The 15,463-nt window shown below is 69.7% G+C and carries 16 protein-coding genes; 7 read left to right on the top strand and 9 right to left on the bottom strand.

Features of this window, described 5'->3' with window-relative positions:
* Positions 1 to 140: 140 nt before the first annotated feature.
* Positions 141 to 554 carry an ATP-binding protein gene (locus ACTYVM_RS32035; protein ID WP_445529330.1) on the bottom strand — a complete coding sequence of 138 codons (414 nt, stop codon included), beginning with the start codon at positions 552 to 554 and terminating at the stop codon, positions 141 to 143.
* Positions 555 to 790: 236 nt separating this feature from the next.
* On the opposite strand from ACTYVM_RS32035, the gene ACTYVM_RS32030 reads away from it, so the two are divergent.
* The 4 genes from ACTYVM_RS32030 (at position 791) to ACTYVM_RS32015 (ending at position 3,262) form a co-directional block, all read left to right on the top strand.
* Positions 791 to 1,642, top strand: a complete 852-nt coding sequence (locus ACTYVM_RS32030) for a helix-turn-helix domain-containing protein (protein ID WP_445529329.1) — start codon at positions 791 to 793, stop codon at positions 1,640 to 1,642.
* A 9-nt stretch (positions 1,643 to 1,651) separates the two neighbouring features.
* The gene (locus ACTYVM_RS32025; RefSeq protein WP_445529328.1) at positions 1,652 to 1,852 is read left to right on the top strand and encodes a DUF397 domain-containing protein; all 201 of its coding nucleotides are present in this window, start codon (positions 1,652 to 1,654) and stop codon (positions 1,850 to 1,852) included.
* 8 nt (positions 1,853 to 1,860) lie between these two features.
* Complete coding sequence (locus tag ACTYVM_RS32020; protein WP_510187052.1) at positions 1,861 to 2,544, top strand: formylglycine-generating enzyme family protein; 684 nt, start codon at positions 1,861 to 1,863, stop codon at positions 2,542 to 2,544.
* A gap of 247 nt (positions 2,545 to 2,791) precedes the next feature.
* Complete coding sequence (locus ACTYVM_RS32015; protein WP_445529376.1) at positions 2,792 to 3,262, top strand: DIP1984 family protein; 471 nt, start codon at positions 2,792 to 2,794, stop codon at positions 3,260 to 3,262.
* Between the two features lie 535 nt (positions 3,263 to 3,797).
* Here ACTYVM_RS32015 and glmS read toward each other — a convergent pair.
* Positions 3,798 to 5,645: a glutamine--fructose-6-phosphate transaminase (isomerizing) gene (glmS, locus tag ACTYVM_RS32010; RefSeq protein WP_445529327.1), complete on the bottom strand. Its 1,848-nt coding sequence runs from the start codon at positions 5,643 to 5,645 to the stop codon at positions 3,798 to 3,800.
* Between the two features lie 100 nt (positions 5,646 to 5,745).
* A complete protein-coding gene (locus tag ACTYVM_RS32005; protein WP_445529326.1) occupies positions 5,746 to 6,528 on the bottom strand; it encodes a hypothetical protein in 783 nt (260 codons plus the stop codon).
* A 218-nt stretch (positions 6,529 to 6,746) separates the two neighbouring features.
* Between ACTYVM_RS32005 and coaA the strand changes: the two genes are divergently transcribed.
* Both coaA and ACTYVM_RS31995 read left to right on the top strand, forming a co-directional pair.
* Entirely contained in the window at positions 6,747 to 7,715 is a 969-nt protein-coding gene (coaA, locus tag ACTYVM_RS32000) for a type I pantothenate kinase (RefSeq protein WP_445529375.1), read from the top strand.
* Between the two features lie 16 nt (positions 7,716 to 7,731).
* Entirely contained in the window at positions 7,732 to 8,685 is a 954-nt protein-coding gene (locus ACTYVM_RS31995) for a DUF389 domain-containing protein (protein WP_445529325.1), read from the top strand.
* A 212-nt stretch (positions 8,686 to 8,897) separates the two neighbouring features.
* Here ACTYVM_RS31995 and glmM read toward each other — a convergent pair whose 3' ends face one another.
* The 3 genes from glmM to rplM all read right to left on the bottom strand — a co-directional run bounded on the left by glmM (position 8,898) and on the right by rplM (position 11,459).
* Positions 8,898 to 10,256: a phosphoglucosamine mutase gene (gene glmM / locus ACTYVM_RS31990; protein WP_445529324.1), complete on the bottom strand. Its 1,359-nt coding sequence runs from the start codon at positions 10,254 to 10,256 to the stop codon at positions 8,898 to 8,900.
* Between the two features lie 204 nt (positions 10,257 to 10,460).
* Positions 10,461 to 10,973, bottom strand: coding sequence for a 30S ribosomal protein S9 (gene rpsI, locus ACTYVM_RS31985; protein ID WP_445529323.1), 513 nt, complete (start codon positions 10,971 to 10,973; stop codon positions 10,461 to 10,463).
* Between the two features lie 42 nt (positions 10,974 to 11,015).
* On the bottom strand, positions 11,016 to 11,459 hold the full coding sequence (gene rplM, locus ACTYVM_RS31980) for a 50S ribosomal protein L13 (protein ID WP_030173943.1): 444 nt from the start codon (positions 11,457 to 11,459) through the stop codon (positions 11,016 to 11,018).
* Between the two features lie 390 nt (positions 11,460 to 11,849).
* Here rplM and ACTYVM_RS31975 point away from each other — a divergent pair, with 390 nt between their 5' ends.
* A complete protein-coding gene (locus ACTYVM_RS31975) occupies positions 11,850 to 12,728 on the top strand; it encodes a hypothetical protein (protein ID WP_445529322.1) in 879 nt (292 codons plus the stop codon).
* Positions 12,729 to 12,797: 69 nt separating this feature from the next.
* On the opposite strand, the gene truA is transcribed toward ACTYVM_RS31975, so the two are convergent.
* The 3 genes from truA to ACTYVM_RS31960 all read right to left on the bottom strand — a co-directional run bounded on the left by truA (position 12,798) and on the right by ACTYVM_RS31960 (position 15,461).
* Entirely contained in the window at positions 12,798 to 13,652 is an 855-nt protein-coding gene (gene truA, locus ACTYVM_RS31970) for a tRNA pseudouridine(38-40) synthase TruA (RefSeq protein WP_445529321.1), read from the bottom strand.
* Positions 13,653 to 13,743: 91 nt separating this feature from the next.
* Positions 13,744 to 14,235 carry a 50S ribosomal protein L17 gene (rplQ, locus tag ACTYVM_RS31965; protein ID WP_445529320.1) on the bottom strand — a complete coding sequence of 164 codons (492 nt, stop codon included), beginning with the start codon at positions 14,233 to 14,235 and terminating at the stop codon, positions 13,744 to 13,746.
* Between the two features lie 206 nt (positions 14,236 to 14,441).
* Positions 14,442 to 15,461 (bottom strand): DNA-directed RNA polymerase subunit alpha, encoded by a 1,020-nt coding sequence (locus ACTYVM_RS31960; protein WP_445529319.1) that lies wholly within the window; start codon positions 15,459 to 15,461, stop codon positions 14,442 to 14,444.
* Between the last annotated feature and the right edge of the window lie 2 nt (positions 15,462 to 15,463).

The raw sequence follows: 15,463 nt of genomic DNA, 5'->3' as shown, positions 1-15,463 counted from the left end.
GAGCTCAACACTCATGCCGCACCTCCTCCCCCTCATGGGCCAGCGACGTCACGGTACTCAGAGCCCGACTCCATGGTGCCGCTCACGCTCCACGTTTTCACCCGGAAGAGACGCCGTCGAGGAGGGGAGACGGAGCTCCACTACGCGGCGACCAGTTCGCACCACACGACCTTGCCACGATTGCCCTCCCGCGCCAGCGGTTGCCAGCCCCACAGGTCCGCGCAAGCCCGGACCAGTGCCAGCCCCCGCCCCTCCTCCGACTCGGCCACCCGCTCCAAGGGCACTGGCGGCTCCGGCGGCGCGGGGTCGGCGTCCCACGCCCCGATCCGCAGCACCCCCGCGGCCCACCGCAGCCGGAGCGCGGCGGGCCCCTTGGTGTGCCGTACGGCGTTGGAGACCAACTCGGTCGCGAGCAGCTCGGCCACGTCGACGAGCCGGATCAGCCCGTGCATGGTGAGGATCAGCCGGAGGGTACGTCGGCTGACGGTGACGGCGCGGAGGTCGTTGGGGATGTAGAGGCAGTATTCCCAGGGCTCCGTCATGTCTTCGGACATGGCTCAACTCCGTTCGAATGGAGGATGGTTGTGGTCTACGGCGGAGTCGCGGGCGGTGGCGTTGCCGCAGCCGTCGTGGCAGGACGGGGCGGTGCGCTTCCGGACCCCTGGGACTCCGCAACGTATGCGTCGCGTCACTGACGGTAGGTCATAGATTTATTCCATCGCAAGTCGATCGCGTAATCTGGCCCCGAACGAGGCACTCACAACGGGCCGTTGAAGGCGAGGAGGAAGCCATGCCGCCCAGACGGCAACCCACCGCACGCCAGACGCGCCTGGGCGCAGAACTACGGAAGCTACGTGAAGCTGCGGGCCTCAAGGCGACCGAGGCGGCAAGCCTGCTCGGAGTGAACTCCGTCCAGGTGAGTCAGATCGAGTCCGGGATCGCAGGCGTCAGTGAGGAGCGCGTACGGCGCCTGGCATCTCATTACGCCTGCGCGGACGCGGATTTGATCATGACACTGGCCGCCATGGCGACCGACCGGACGCGCGGCTGGTGGGAGCAGTTCAGGGGCTTTCTGCCGACATCGTTCCTGGACATTGCCGAACTGGAACACCACTCAACGTACCGACGCGACGTAGAGTTCTTACTCATTCCCGGTCTGCTTCAGACGGACGCATACGCCCGCGCCGCCTTCTCGTCCAGAATCCCCGAGCTGACCAACGAGGAACTCGACCTGCGCGTCCATCACAGGATGCAGCGCAAGGTGATCCTCGAAGGACCGAGCCCCATCCCGTACGAAGCGATCATCCACGAGGCGGCCCTACGCATCAGGGTGAGCGACCGCGCCGTCTCCCAAGCCCAACTCGACCGGGTCCTGGAGTTGTCCGAGCCGGAGCACGTCACCGTGCGTGTCATCCCTTTCGACCTGGACGGCTTCGGAGGCGCGTGGAGCGCCATGATGCTCGCGGGCGGCGCCGTCCCCAGGCTGGACACAGCCGTGCGCGACGCGCCTCACGGCACGGCATTCATCGACTCCGAGGCTCAACTCAACGTTTTTCGAACGCTCTTCCGTAGACTGCAGGACGTGTCACTCGACCCCGAACGCTCCCGCGCATTCATCCATCAACTCGCAAAGGATCTGTGAGGCGCCCCCGTGACCACCCCCGACAACTGGCGAAAGTCGTCCTACTCCGGCGGCGGCGACGGCAACAACTGCGTCGAGGTCGCCCACTCCCCCACCCACATAGCCATCCGTGACTCGAAAGCCCCCACCAGGGCCACCCTCTCCTTCCCGGCCGGTGCGTTCACCGCCTTCGTCAAGGACCTGAAGAGCACCAGCGCCCCGGAGAGCTGAGACCCGCCGTGGGGACGCACACGGGCAGTGAGATGGTCGATGTCCCGCCGGGGCGGGTGACGCTGTCGGACCGCCGGACACAGCGGAGTTGGCCGGTCGACGTCGCGGCGTTCCGGATGTCGGCGTTCCCGGTCACCCAGGCGCTGTACGCACAGGTCACCGGTGAACGGCCGAGCACCACCCGCGACGACCGGCTGCCCGTCGAGGGTGTGTCCTGGTGGGACGCGGTCCGGTTCTGCAACGCCCTGTCCCGGCGCGAGGGGCTGACACCCGCCTATCAACTGAGCGTCCAGGACGACGAGGCGGTCGCATGGGACGCCTCCGCCGACGGGTACCGGCTGCCGACCGAGGCCGAGTGGGAGCACGCGTGCCGCGCCGGGACCACGGGCCCGCGGTACGGCCCGCTCGACGAGGTCGCCTGGTACCGGGGGAACTCGGGCGAGCGGATCCACCCGGTGGGCGGCAGGCGACCCAACGCGTGGGGCCTGTACGACATGCTGGGCAACGCGTGGGACTGGTGCTGGGACTTCTACGACGCCGAGGTGTACGGCGCCTACCGGGTGCTCCGCGGCGGCGGCTGGTCCGACGCGCACTGGAGCTGCCGGGCCTCCGTACGGCGCCGCAGCCACCCCACCTTCCGCATTGACGACGTGGGCTTCCGCCTCGCACGCAGGCCGGTCCCGCGAGAATGAGTGGATGATCGCCACGTCGCCTCAGGGACCCGTCAAGCATCCTTTCGGCCGAGGCGGCACACCTGCGCTGGTCGGATTCCCACTTGTTCTCGTTCGTGCTGTCGGATTCTCTTTCGTGGCGCTCTGAGCGGCTGTCCGCTCTCACTCCAGTGGCTGGTCAGGGCTCCGGCGGAGCAAAATCCGGGTGCGTATGAGCTGGTTCGCGCTCGTATACTCGTGCGAGCTCATGGAGGGGGAGGTGGAGACAGTGAAGCTTGCTGAGGCACTGGCAGAACGTGCGGAGGCGACGCGCCGTGTAGAGCAGCTGCGAGCGCGTGTCGTCAGCAGTGCGCGGTACCAGGAGGGGGAGACACCCGCCGAGGATGCAGCTCAGCTGTTGGCTGAGGCCGGTGCGGTGCTGGACACCCTGGAAACGTTGATCCGACGGATCAACCGGACCAATGCCACCGTGGAGATGGGTCCGGACGGCACGCTCACCGATGCCCTCGCACGCCGGGATGTCCTGCGGTTGCGTCACTCTGTGGTCACCGCGGCGGCGGACGCGGCGGCGGGTACGAGCGAGCGGGGATACGGCCGGCAGCTTCGGTCCGAGCTGATGATGCTTTCCGCGCTTCCGGTCGCGGAACTGCGCGGTCAGGCCGATGCACTCGCCCGGGAGATCCGCGAGGTCGATGTGCGGATCCAGCGTACGAACTGGGAGGTCGATCTGCTGGACTGAGTAGTCCAGCAGGCTGGAACGATGTGGAGCAGGTAGCAGCTTCGGAGGCGTGCACACACCGAGGGCCGGCGGTTTTCCAGCCCACTCCTGGTGCGTGAAGGGCAACGCGGGGGTTCAATTCCCCATCAACAGAGCAGCTCAGCACCGCGCACAGGTAACGGTGCACATCGCACAGCACATCACCACGTGCAGATCCGAGGCGGCGAGGGCGGGTTCGGGGCTTTCCACATCGCGGCACCATGGAGAACGGCGATCTCCGGCGGATACTGTTGGCGATTTTGGTGGTGCTCCTGCATCTGTCGCGAACGAGACTTCCGCGAAAGCCAGGTCAGCAGCCCACCACACGCCAGACGCAGTGCGACAGGCGGGAAGTGGCCTGCAGGCACCTCCCGCCAGCGGACGGGATCCATGCCGACCGGCTCGTGGTCTGCCGCTGCGGATGGCGACGCTATGGCCGTGTGCGGCCTCCGTCCGTGGCCGTAACGTCACATCGCGCCCGATGTCGCCGACCGCAGGGGGAGCTGGCCCGGCTCGGTCACTCCACCGTGACCGACTTCGCCAGGTTGCGCGGCTGGTCCACCTCGTTGCCCCGCGCGGTGGCGAGTTCGCAGGCGAAGACCTGCAACGGGACCGTGGCGACCAGCGGCTGGAGCAGCGTCGGGGTGGCCGGGATGCTGATCAGGTGGTCGGCGTACGGGGCGACCGCCTCGTCGCCCTCCTCCGCGATCACGATCGTGCGGGCGCCCCTCGCGCGGATCTCCTGGATGTTGGAGACGATCTTGTCGTGGAGGAGGGACCGGCCCTGCGGGGAGGGCACCACCACGACCACCGGCAGGTCCTCGTCGATCAGCGCGATCGGCCCGTGCTTCAGCTCGCCCGCCGCGAAGCCCTCGGCGTGCATGTACGCCAGCTCCTTGAGCTTCAGGGCGCCTTCGAGGGCGACCGGATAGCCCACGTGCCGGCCGAGGAACAGCACCGTGTCCTTGTCCGCGAGCGAGCGCGCCAGTGCCCGCACCGGCTCCATCGTCTCCAGGACCCGCTCCACCGCGCCGCCGATCTGCGACAGGTCGCGGATCACCACCTGGATCTCGTCGCCCCACTTGGTGCCGCGGACCTGGCCGAGGTACAGCGCCACCAGGTAGCAGGCGACCAGCTGGGTCAGGAAGGCCTTGGTCGAGGCGACCGCGACCTCCGGGCCCGCGTGGGTGTACAGGACCGCGTCCGACTCGCGCGGGATGGTGGAGCCGTTGGTGTTGCAGATGGCCAGCACCTTGGCGCCCTGCTCCCGGGCGTGCCGAAGCGCCATCAGCGTGTCCATGGTCTCGCCGGACTGGGAGATGGCGATGACGAGGGTCTGGGCGTCCAGGATCGGGTCCCGGTAGCGGAACTCGCTGGCGAGTTCCACCTCGCACGGGATCCGCGTCCAGTGCTCGATGGCGTACTTGGCGATCATGCCCGCGTGGAAGGCCGTACCGCAGGCGATGATGACGACCTTGTCCATCTCGCGCAGCTCGGCGGCGGAGATGCGGACCTCGTCCAGCGTCAGGAAGCCGGCCGCGTCGATGCGGCCGAGCAGCGTGTCGGCGACCGCCTTGGGCTGCTCGGCGATCTCCTTGAGCATGAAGTAGTCGTAGCCGCCCTTCTCCGCGGCCGCCGCGTCCCAGTCGACGTCGTAGGAGCGGACCTCGGCGGGCCGCCCGTCGAACCCGGTGACCGTCACCCCGTCCCGGCGCAGCTCCACGACCTGGTCCTGGCCCAGCTCGATCGCGGAGCGGGTGTGGGCGATGAACGCGGCGACGTCGGAGGCGAGGAAGGCCTCGCCCTCGCCGACCCCCACGACCAGCGGGGAGTTGCGGCGGGCGCCCACGACCACGTCCGGCGCGTCGGCGTGCACGGCGACCAGGGTGAACGCCCCCTCCAGGCGGCGGCACACCAGCCGCATGGCCTCCGCGAGATCGGCGCTCGACGAGAACTCCTCGGCGAGCAGGTGCGCCACGACCTCGGTGTCGGTCTCGGAGTACAGTTCGTGCCCGCGCTCGGTCAACTCGGCCCGCAGCGCGGCGAAGTTCTCGATGATGCCGTTGTGGACGACGGCGACCCGACCGGAGTTGTCCAGGTGCGGGTGGGCGTTGCCGTCGGTGGGCCCGCCGTGGGTGGCCCACCGGGTGTGCCCGATGCCCGTGGAACCGGTCGGCAGCGGCCGGTCCGCGAGTTCCTTCTCCAGGTTGACCAGCTTGCCGGCCCGCTTCGCCGCCGCCAGCCCGCCGTCGGCGAGCACGGCGACACCGGCCGAGTCGTAGCCCCTGTACTCCAGGCGCTTCAGACCGGCCGTCACGACGTCGAGCGCCGACTGCGTCCCCACGTATCCCACGATTCCGCACATGGGCGGCAGCCTACGGGCCCACTCCCGTCGAAAGCGGCTACTTCGTGCCCGAAATCGGAAATTCCCACCGGGGCAGGAAGGGCCCCGGTGGGTCTCCCGGTCACTTCAGCTTGGCGAGCTGCGCGTCGACGATCTCCGTGGGGAAGTCGAAGTCCTCGCCCGAGGCGAGCGACGCGAGGTTGACGGCGGGGAAGTAGGCCAGGGTGGCGCCCTTGCGGACGACGACGCCCTGCACCGGCGCCTTGACGCCCTCGGCGTTCAGGGTCTGCGTCACGGCGAACGCCTCGTCGGCGCCCCCGGGCGCCTGGGTCACGGCCACCTTGTCGATCCCGGTCTTGTTGCCGGCCGCGGTGTAGGAGTACCCGCCGGCGCACTTCCCGGCGGCCGTCCGAAGGTCCTTCATCGCCTGCTCGGCGCCACCGTCGTCGTAGGAGGCGAGGGTCACGACGACCTTCGACCGGTCGAGTCCGGCCAGCAGGACGGCCTGGGGGTCGGCGCCCGCCGCGGGCTTCTGCGCGTCGCCCAGCCACGACCGCTTCACGGTGGCCGCGGGCGTGCCCACGTAACTGCCGGCCTGGAGGAGGGCGAGCGGCGTGCAGGCGGTGTCGCCGGTCGTCACCTTGTCCTGTGCGACGTCGTCCGTCGCCGGTACCTTGACGGTGACCTTGCCGGTCCTGACGTCCGCCTGGGTGAGCGCGGCCTTCTCCAACCCGGTGGCGTCGAGCGCCTTGGCCGGGGCGGCGGTCTTGTCGGCCTGCGCGGTGCTGCCGTCACCGGCCTTCCCGTCTCCGCTGCCGGAGGAACCGCCGCAGGCGGTGGCGAGCAGGACCAGAGCGGCGGTGGACGCGGCGAGCGCGGTACGGCGAACCACGGGGGAACTCACGGAAGGACACTCTTTCTCTTCACGACCGGCGGACGGTCTCCGCGGCGGGTTACCGCGCACCCTACGTGCCGCGAACCCGACGATGATCATGAATCGGCCGCCCGGTGCCCGACCGTGACACCGACGTGACCCGCGCTCCCCCGCCGACGTGACACACCCCACCCCGCACGCCGTTCAAACTCCGTTAACAATGGAATGTGATCTCTCCGGTCTCCTCGATGCCCCGGAGCGCCCACCGGTCCCGGCCGGAGGCGACTCCCTACGTCGACCTCACCCGCGCCGAATGGAGCGCGTTGCGTGACAAGACGCCACTTCCCCTCTCCGCCGCGGAGGTCGAACGGCTGCGCGGTCTCGGCGACGTGATCGACCTCGACGAAGTGCGCGACATCTACCTCCCGCTGTCCCGGCTGCTCAATCTCTACGTCGGCGCCACGGACGGGCTGCGCGGCGCGCTGAACACCTTCCTCGGCGAAAAGGGGTCCCAGTCGGGCACGCCCTTCGTGATCGGCGTGGCCGGTTCGGTCGCCGTGGGCAAGTCGACCGCCGCCCGGCTGCTCCAGGCCCTGCTGTCCCGCTGGCCCGAGCACCCCCGGGTCGAGCTGGTCACCACCGACGGGTTCCTGCTGCCCACACGGGAGTTGGAGGCGCGGGGGCTGATGTCGCGCAAGGGGTTCCCGGAGTCGTACGACCGGCGGGCCCTGACCCGGTTCGTCGCCGACATCAAGGCCGGCAAGGACGAGGTGACCGCGCCCGTCTACTCCCACCTCATCTACGACATCGTCCCCGACGAGAAGCTGACCGTACGGCGGCCCGACATCCTGATCGTCGAGGGCCTGAACGTCCTCCAGCCCGCCCTGCCCGGCACGGACGGCCGCACCCGGGTCGGACTCGCCGACTACTTCGACTTCAGCGTGTACGTCGACGCGCGCACCGAGGACATCGAGCGGTGGTACCTGGACCGGTTCGGCACGCTGCGCACGACGGCCTTCCAGGACCCGTCCTCGTACTTCCGCAGGTACACCCAGGTGTCCGAGGCGGAGGCCCTCGACTACGCCCGCACGATGTGGCGGACGGTCAACAAGCCGAACCTGGTGGAGAACATCGCCCCCACCCGGGGGCGTGCCACGCTCGTGCTGCGCAAGGGCCCCGACCACAAGGTGCAGCGGTTGAGCCTGCGCAAACTGTGACGTCTACGCTGCCGCCATGCTGCATCTGCGCCTGATCACACCGTCCGAACAGACCGACGACGTGGTGCGTCTGATCGAGACAACGGTCGGCACCGCGCACCTCGTCGTGCTGCCCTCCGCCGCCCGCAACCCGGCCGGTGACGTGGTCCTGTGCGACGTCGCGCGCGAAGCCGGCGACGAACTCCTCGACGGGCTGCGGGCCTTGGGGATCGAACGGAGCGGCTCCATCTCCGTCGAGAGCCCCGATCTGACGCTCTCCGACCAGGCCGAGCGGGCGGAGAAGGCCGCCCCCGGCGAGGCCGCGGACGCGGTGCTGTGGGAGGAGCTGACCGAGGCCACGCACGAGGAGTCGACCCTGTCGGTCACCTACCTCGCGTTCCTCACGCTGGCCACCATGATCGCCGCCTGTGGCGTGGTGCTCGACAACGCCGTCCTGATCGTCGGCGCGATGGCCGTGGGACCCGAGTTCGGCCCTCTGGCGGGCATCGGCACGGCACTCGTGCAGCGGGCCCCGCGGCTGGCCCTGCGCTCGCTGATCGCCCTGCTGGCCGGGTTCGCGCTGGCCATGGCGGTCACGGCGGGCTTCGCCGTGTTCATGGACGCCGTCGGGCTGTTCAGCAAGGCGAAACTGGAGGGCGCCCGGCCCAACACCGCCTTCGTCTACGCCCCCGACGCGTTCTCCTTCGTCGTGGCCGTCCTCGCCGGAGCCGCCGGCACGCTCTCGCTGACGTCCGCCAAGTCCGGCGCCCTGATCGGCGTGGCCATCTCGGTGACCACGGTCCCGGCCGCCGCCAACGCGGCCGTCGCGCTCGCCTACGGCGACACCGCCCAGACCAGGGGCTCGACGGTCCAGCTCCTGCTGAACATGCTCGGCATCGTCCTGGCCGGCACGCTCACACTGCTCGCCCAGAAGTGGTTGTGGGCGAGGCAGCGCGAGCGCCTGGCCAGGGCCGGCCAGAGCATGCCCTGAGACCGGCGGGGACTGCTAGTGCTGCGACCGGAAAGGTTCACCGGCTCGCGGCGCCCGGCACGGCACCTCGCCGCGTTGTCGCATCACCCGAGTACATCCAGTACGCGGGCGATGCTCCGCCTTGCGATGCTCCCCCACTGCCTGAACGGCGTGGGAGGTACCCCCAGCACCGGACGCCGCGAGCTTCCCGGCAAACCTTTCCGGTCACAGCACTAGCCAAGCGCCGACTTCACCGAATCGGCCAGGCGGCCCGCCACCGAGCGGGCCTGCTCGATGTCCGCGGCCTCGACCATCACCCGGACCAGCGGCTCGGTGCCCGACGGGCGCAGCAGCACCCGGCCGGTCCCGCCCAGCTCCCGCTCCGCCTCGACGACCGCGGCGGCGAGGTCGGCGGAGGTCTTCACCCGGGTCCTGTCCACGTCGGGGACGTTGACGAGGATCTGCGGCAGGCGCTCCATCACGGAGGACAGCTCCCGCAGCGTGCGGCCGGTCCCGGCGACCCGGGCGGCCAGCATCAGGCCGGTGAGCGTGCCGTCGCCGGTGGTGGCGTGGTCCAGGATGATGACGTGGCCGGACTGCTCACCGCCGAGGGCGTAGCCCTTGTCCTTCATCTCCTCCAGGACGTAGCGGTCGCCGACGGCGGTCTGCACGAGTTGGATGCCCTCGCGCTCCATGGCCAGCTTGAAGCCCAGGTTCGACATCACGGTCGCGACGACGGTGTCGCAGCGCAGCGCGGAACGCTCCCGCATCGCCAGCGCGAGCACGGCCAGGATCTGGTCGCCGTCGACCTCCTCGCCGGTGTGGTCCACGGCCAGGCAGCGGTCGGCGTCGCCGTCGTGCGCGATGCCGAGGTCCGCGCCGTGCTCGACGACGGCGGCCTTGAGCTGGTCGAGGTGGGTCGAACCGCAGCCGTCGTTGATGTTGAGGCCGTCCGGGTCGGCGCCGAGGGTGACGACGTCGGCCCCGGCCTGCCGGAACGCCTCCGGGGAGACGCCGGACGCGGCGCCGTGCGCCTCGTCGAGCACGATCTTCAGGCCGTCGAGCCGGTTCGGCAGGGCGCCGACGAGGTGGGCGACGTACCGGTCGAAGCCCTCGTCGTAGTCGCGGACCCGGCCCACGCCGGCGCCCGTCGGGCGGCTCCAGGGCGCGCCGGTGCGGTGTTCCTCGTAGACGGACTCGATCCGGTCCTCCAGCTCGTCGGCGAGCTTGTGACCGCCCCGGGCGAAGAACTTGACACCGTTGTCCGGCATGGCGTTGTGGCTGGCCGACAGCATCACGCCCAGGTCGGCGCCGAGCGACCCGGTCAGATACGCCACCGCGGGCGTCGGCAGCACGCCGACCCGCAGGACGTCCACACCCGCGCTCGCCAGACCCGCGACCACGGCCGCCTCCAGGAACTCCCCGGACGCGCGCGGATCCCGCCCGACCACCGCGGTCGGCCGATGGCCCTCGAAGGTGCCCGCCTCGGCCAGCACGTGCGCCGCGGCGACCGAGAGGCCGAGCGCCAGCTCGGCGGTCAGGTCCGCGTTGGCGACACCACGGACGCCGTCCGTGCCGAAGAGTCGTCCCACTTGTCCTCCTGAGGAAGCGTCAGTTCGAGAAGAGGGCCGGTCCGTGGGCCGGTCCATGGCATTCGACGCTCCGGGCATCCGATCACACCAGCCGTTGAGCACCTTGTGCCGTTATACGCCCCAGCTTTGCGATAAACGAACGCCCCGGAGGCACATAGGCGTGCCGCCGGGGCGTTCGGAGTACGTGCAGGGGCGCCGTGGAGATTAGCGCTTGCTGTACTGCGGGGCCTTGCGGGCCTTCTTCAGACCGGCCTTCTTGCGCTCGACCGCACGGTCGTCACGACGCAGGAAGCCGGCCTTCTTCAGCGCGCCGCGGTTGTTGTCGACGTCGGCCTCGTTCAGGGCACGGGCGACACCGAGGCGGAGGGCACCGGCCTGACCGGAGACGCCGCCACCGGCGATGCGGGCCACGACGTCGTAACGGCCCTCGAGCTCGAGCACCTTGAAGGGCTCGTTGACTTCCTGCTGGTGCACCTTGTTCGGGAAGTAGTCCTCGAGGGTGCGGCCGTTGATCTTCCACTTGCCGGAGCCCGGGATGATCCGGACGCGGGCAATGGCGTTCTTGCGGCGGCCCAGGCCGGCGGCCGGCTGCGGCTCGCCGAAGTGGGAGGCCATCGACTCCGAGGTGTACTCGCCCTCGACGGGGACCTCGGACTCGGTGGTGTAGCTGTCGATGTCAAGCTCTTCGAGCGGCTGCTCGGCAGTGGTCTCGGCCACGATTCTCCTCAGATTCTCTTCAGTCTTAGGGGGTGGCCGGACTTACTGCGCGACCTGGGTGATCTCGAACGGCACCGGCTGCTGGGCGCCGTGCGGGTGCTGGTCACCCTTGTAGACCTTCAGCTTCGAGAGCATCTGACGGCCCAGGGAGTTCTTGGGGAGCATGCCCTTGACGGCCTTCTCGATGGCCTTCTCCGGGTTCTTGTCGAGCAGCTCGTCGTAGCGGACGGAGCGCAGACCACCCGGGTAGCCGGAGTGACGGTACGCCATCTTCTGGGTCCGCTTGTTGCCGGAGAGGTGGACCTTGTCCGCGTTGATGATGATGACGAAGTCACCAGCGTCGACGTGCGGCGCGTAGATCGGCTTGTGCTTGCCCCGCAGAAGGGTGGCGGCGGTGGACGCCAGGCGACCCAGGACGACGTCCTGGGCGTCAATGACGTGCCACTGGCGCGTGATGTCGCCGGGCTTGGGGCTGTACGTACGCACGGTTCGTAGCCTTCGCTATCTTCAGTGAGTGGTCCTGACAAGGTCACCGAAGACGATCACGACAGCCCTGACCGCACAGCGGTGACGCAAACCGCGTGCTGGTCGCTGGTCATCGGCCCGGTGGACCGGTGTAAGGGCCCGTCCCGTGAGAATGAGCAAGCCAATACACAACGAAGATGCAGGATACCCGCGGCGCCCTGGCCGGGTCAAAACGGTGCGCGACCGCGGGTCCCGCCGGTTCCCGCCCGTGTTCCCCACGGGCATTACCGGCCGCCCGGCAACCGGTATCGGCCTTCGCCGCGCCGCTTTGTACCGCCGTGCACCTAAGGCCCCGGGCGGCCCGGCGGCAGGCGGGCCGGGGGCCCTTCGACCCCGTCTAAGATGCGCCCCATGAGTTATGGGCAGGGGGGCTCGCAGTCCCAGTGGGATCCCTGGAAACCGAATTCTGAGCAGTCCTCGAACAGCGGTGGCAGCGGCCAGACCCCGGACTGGGCCGCGCTCGCCGAGGCCTCGGAGCAGCGGAACAGAAGGCGCCGGCTGCTGTACCTCGGCGGTGGCGTACTGGCCACCGCCGGGATCGGCGCGGCCGTCACCATGGCCGTGATGTCGGCGAGCAGCGACAACGACGCGTCGGACGCCTCGAGCCGGCTGCCCGGCACCGCCGCCCTGCCGAGCGAGTCCGCCACGTCGCCGTCCTTCGCCCCGACCACCGCCCCGCCCCCGCTGGATCCGAAGGACTTCATATCCAGCGCGAAGAAGGACACGGCCCCGCTCAGCACGGACACCCTCTTCCCGGGCACCCAGCTGACCATGGGCGAGACCGTGTACAAGAAGGGCCCCACGGACGACAGCAAGAGCTGCGCCACGGCCGCCCAGGGCACGCTCGTCAAGGCCCTCACGGACAACGACTGCACCCGTCTGCTGCGGGTGACCTACAGCCAGGGCGGCGTCGCGGTCACCGTAGGCATCGCCGTCTTCGACACCGAGGCGCAGGCGCTCAAGGCGAAGAGCGAGACGGACCAGAAGAGCATCATCAAGCCGCTGTCCGGCAGCGGCGTCAAGGCCTTCTGCAACGGTGCCGTCTGCCGCTCCACGACCAACTCCTACGGCCGCTACGCCTACTTCACCCTCACCGGTTTCGCCAACGGCACGAACGTGACGAAGGACGACACCGCGGCGTTCCGGGCCGGCGACGACCTCGCCGAGTTCTCCTTCCAGCAGATCCGGCGGCGCGGCGAGACGCAGGCGTCGGCCGCGGCCAACCAGTAGCCGACCGGCCCGTCGCCGTATGGCGAAGGACGGCGACGGACGGCCCACGGGAGGACGGCGGACGGCGGCTCAGCAGCAGCCGGCCGCCGGCAGGGACCGCTTGTTGCGCGCCTCCCGGCTCCGCGCGGCCAGCAGCTCGTCGGCCGGGTAGCCGACCTCCTCCAGGGTCAGCCCGTGCGGCCGCACGACGTGCACGGCCGAGTCCCGCACCCCCGCCGCCAGCACCTTCCCGGGCCAGTCCGGCGCACGGTGCCCGTCACCGACGAACAGCAGCGCCCCGATGAGCGAGCGCACCATGTTGTGGCAGAACGCGTCGGCCCGGACCGTGGCCGTGATGACACCGTCGGCGCCGCGTTCGAGGCTCAGCTCCTGGAGCGTGCGGATGGTGGTCGCGCCCTCGCGCCTCTTGCAGTAGGCGGCGAAGTCGTGCTCGCCCAGCAGCCGGCGCGCGGCCTCGTTCATGGCGTCGATGTCGAGCGGCCAGTCGTGCCACAGGACGTGGCCGCGCAGCAGCGGGTCGACGCCGCCGGGGTTGTCGGTGACGCGGTAGGCGTAGCGGCGCCAGACGGCCGAGAACCGGGCGTTGAAGCCGCTGGGCGCGGGCCGCAGCGCCCACACCCGCACATCCCTGGGCAGCCGCCCGGCGAGCCGCTTGAGCAGCTTCTCGTGGTGCTCGCGCCAGACGCGCTCGGGCAGGTCCACGTGGGCCACCTGGCCCCGCGCGTGCACCCCGGCGTCGGTCCGTCCGGCCACGGTCAGCTCGTACGTCTCCCCGGACCGCGTGACCGTGCGCAGCGCGTCCTCGATCTCCCCCTGCACGGTGCGCCGGCCGCCGGCCTGCTTGGCCCAGCCGTGGAAGGCGGTGCCGTCGTAGGACAGGTCGAGGCGGACACGGACATGACCGGGCTGTACTTCGTCACTCACGTGCAGATCCTCTCAGGGCGCATCCCCTGCGGGAAACGCGGAAGCGGGCCCGCCCCGAAGGGCGGACCCGCTTGCGACGTCAGGCAGGGCCTCAGGCGTCCTTGGACTCCTCGGCCGGAGCCTCGGCGTCCTCGGCCTTGGTCTCCTCGACCTTGGCCTCCTCGGCCTCCTTGACCGCACGCTTGGTGGCGGCCTCGGCCTCACCCACGGCGTTCTGCTGCACCGTCAGCGCCTCGACCAGCTCGATCACGGCCATGGGCGCGTTGTCGCCACGACGGTTACCGATCTTGGTGATGCGGGTGTAGCCACCGGGACGGTTCTCGTACCGCGGGCCGATCTCGGTGAAGAGCGTGTGGACGATGCCCTTGTCCGTGATGACCTGGAGCACCTGACGGCGGTTGTGAAGGTCGCCCTTCTTCGCCTTGGTGATCAGACGCTCGGCGTACGGGCGCAGGCGGCGGGCCTTCGCCTCGGTGGTGGTGATGCGGCCGTGCTCGAACAGCGCCTTCGCGAGGTTCGCGAGGAGCAGCTTCTCGTGCGCGGCGCTGCCGCCCAGACGGGCACCCTTGGTGGGCTTCGGCATGGTTCTTCTCCTAGGTGTCTGCCCCGGCCGTACTAGGTACCGGGGTCAGTATCTGAGCAGACGGTTGTCTGTCAGAGATCCGGACAGAGCCCCGAAGGGGCCTGTCCGGAAGGGGCGCGGGGCCTGTCCATGTGCGGCTCCGCCGCGTGGGCGGCGACCAGTCACAAACCGGCCCGCAGACACAGTACGGCCTCCCCGCGGAGCGCTCAGTACTGCTCGGTCTCGACGAAACCGGCGTCCGCGTCGTCGTCGGCGCCGAAGGCGTCCGCGGCGGCGGTCGGGTCGAATCCGGGCGGGCTGTCCTTCAGAGCCAGGCTCATCCCGGCCAGCTTCGCCTTGACCTCGTCGATGGACTTCGCACCGAAGTTGCGGATGTCCAGCAGGTCGGCCTCGGAGCGGGCGACGAGCTCACCCACGGAGTGGATGCCCTCGCGCTTGAGGCAGTTGTAGGAGCGGACCGTGAGCTCCAGCTCCTCGATCGGCAGCGCCAGGTCGGCGGCCAGGGCGGCGTCCGTCGGGGACGGACCCATGTCGATGCCCTCGGCGTCGATGTTCAGCTCGCGCGCGAGACCGAACAGCTCCACCAGGGTCTTGCCGGCCGACGCCATCGCGTCACGCGGACGCATGGCCTGCTTGGTCTCGACGTCGACGATCAGCTTGTCGAAGTCGGTGCGCTGCTCGACACGGGTCGCCTCGACCTTGTACGTGACCTTCAGCACCGGCGAGTAGATCGAGTCGACCGGGATACGGCCGATCTCCTGGCCCACCTGCTTGTTCTGCACCGCGGAGACATAGCCGCGACCGCGCTCGACGGTCAGCTCCATCTCCAGCTTGCCCTTGCCGTTCAGCGTGGCGAGGACGAGATCGGGGTTGTGCACCTCGACACCGGCCGGCGGCGCGATGTCGGCGGCGGTGACCAGACCCGGACCCTGCTTGCGCAGGTACATCACAACCGGCTCGTCGTGCTCCGAGGAGACGACCAGCTGCTTGATGTTGAGGATCAGGTCGGTGACGTCCTCCTTGACACCCGGCACGGTGGTGAACTCGTGCAGGACACCGTCGATGCGGATGCTGGTGACAGCAGCGCCGGGGATCGACGACAGGAGGGTGCGGCGGAGGGAGTTGCCGAGGGTGTAGCCGAAGCCCGGCTCCAGCGGCTCGATCACGAACCGGGAGCGGAACTCGTCGACGACCTCTTCGGTCAGTGACGGACGCTGAGCGATCAGCA

Source organism: Streptomyces cyslabdanicus (assembly GCF_052663305.1).
Note: the sequence above shows the minus strand (reverse complement) of the source record. Positions and strands in the feature narration are given on the sequence as shown.

Bases quoted from the DNA above. Each gene is read 5' to 3' on its own strand.
- ACTYVM_RS31975 (WP_445529322.1), top strand. From the start codon at position 11,850: ATGAGTTATGGGCAGGGGGGCTCGCAGTCCCAGTGGGATCCCTGGAAA.
- ACTYVM_RS32035 (WP_445529330.1), bottom strand. From the start codon at position 554: ATGTCCGAAGACATGACGGAGCCCTGGGAATACTGCCTCTACATCCCC.
- coaA (WP_445529375.1), top strand. From the start codon at position 6,747: ATGCCCCGGAGCGCCCACCGGTCCCGGCCGGAGGCGACTCCCTACGTC.
- rplQ (WP_445529320.1), bottom strand. From the start codon at position 14,235: ATGCCGAAGCCCACCAAGGGTGCCCGTCTGGGCGGCAGCGCCGCGCAC.
- ACTYVM_RS32030 (WP_445529329.1), top strand. From the start codon at position 791: ATGCCGCCCAGACGGCAACCCACCGCACGCCAGACGCGCCTGGGCGCA.
- ACTYVM_RS31995 (WP_445529325.1), top strand. From the start codon at position 7,732: ATGCTGCATCTGCGCCTGATCACACCGTCCGAACAGACCGACGACGTG.
- glmS (WP_445529327.1), bottom strand. From the start codon at position 5,645: ATGTGCGGAATCGTGGGATACGTGGGGACGCAGTCGGCGCTCGACGTC.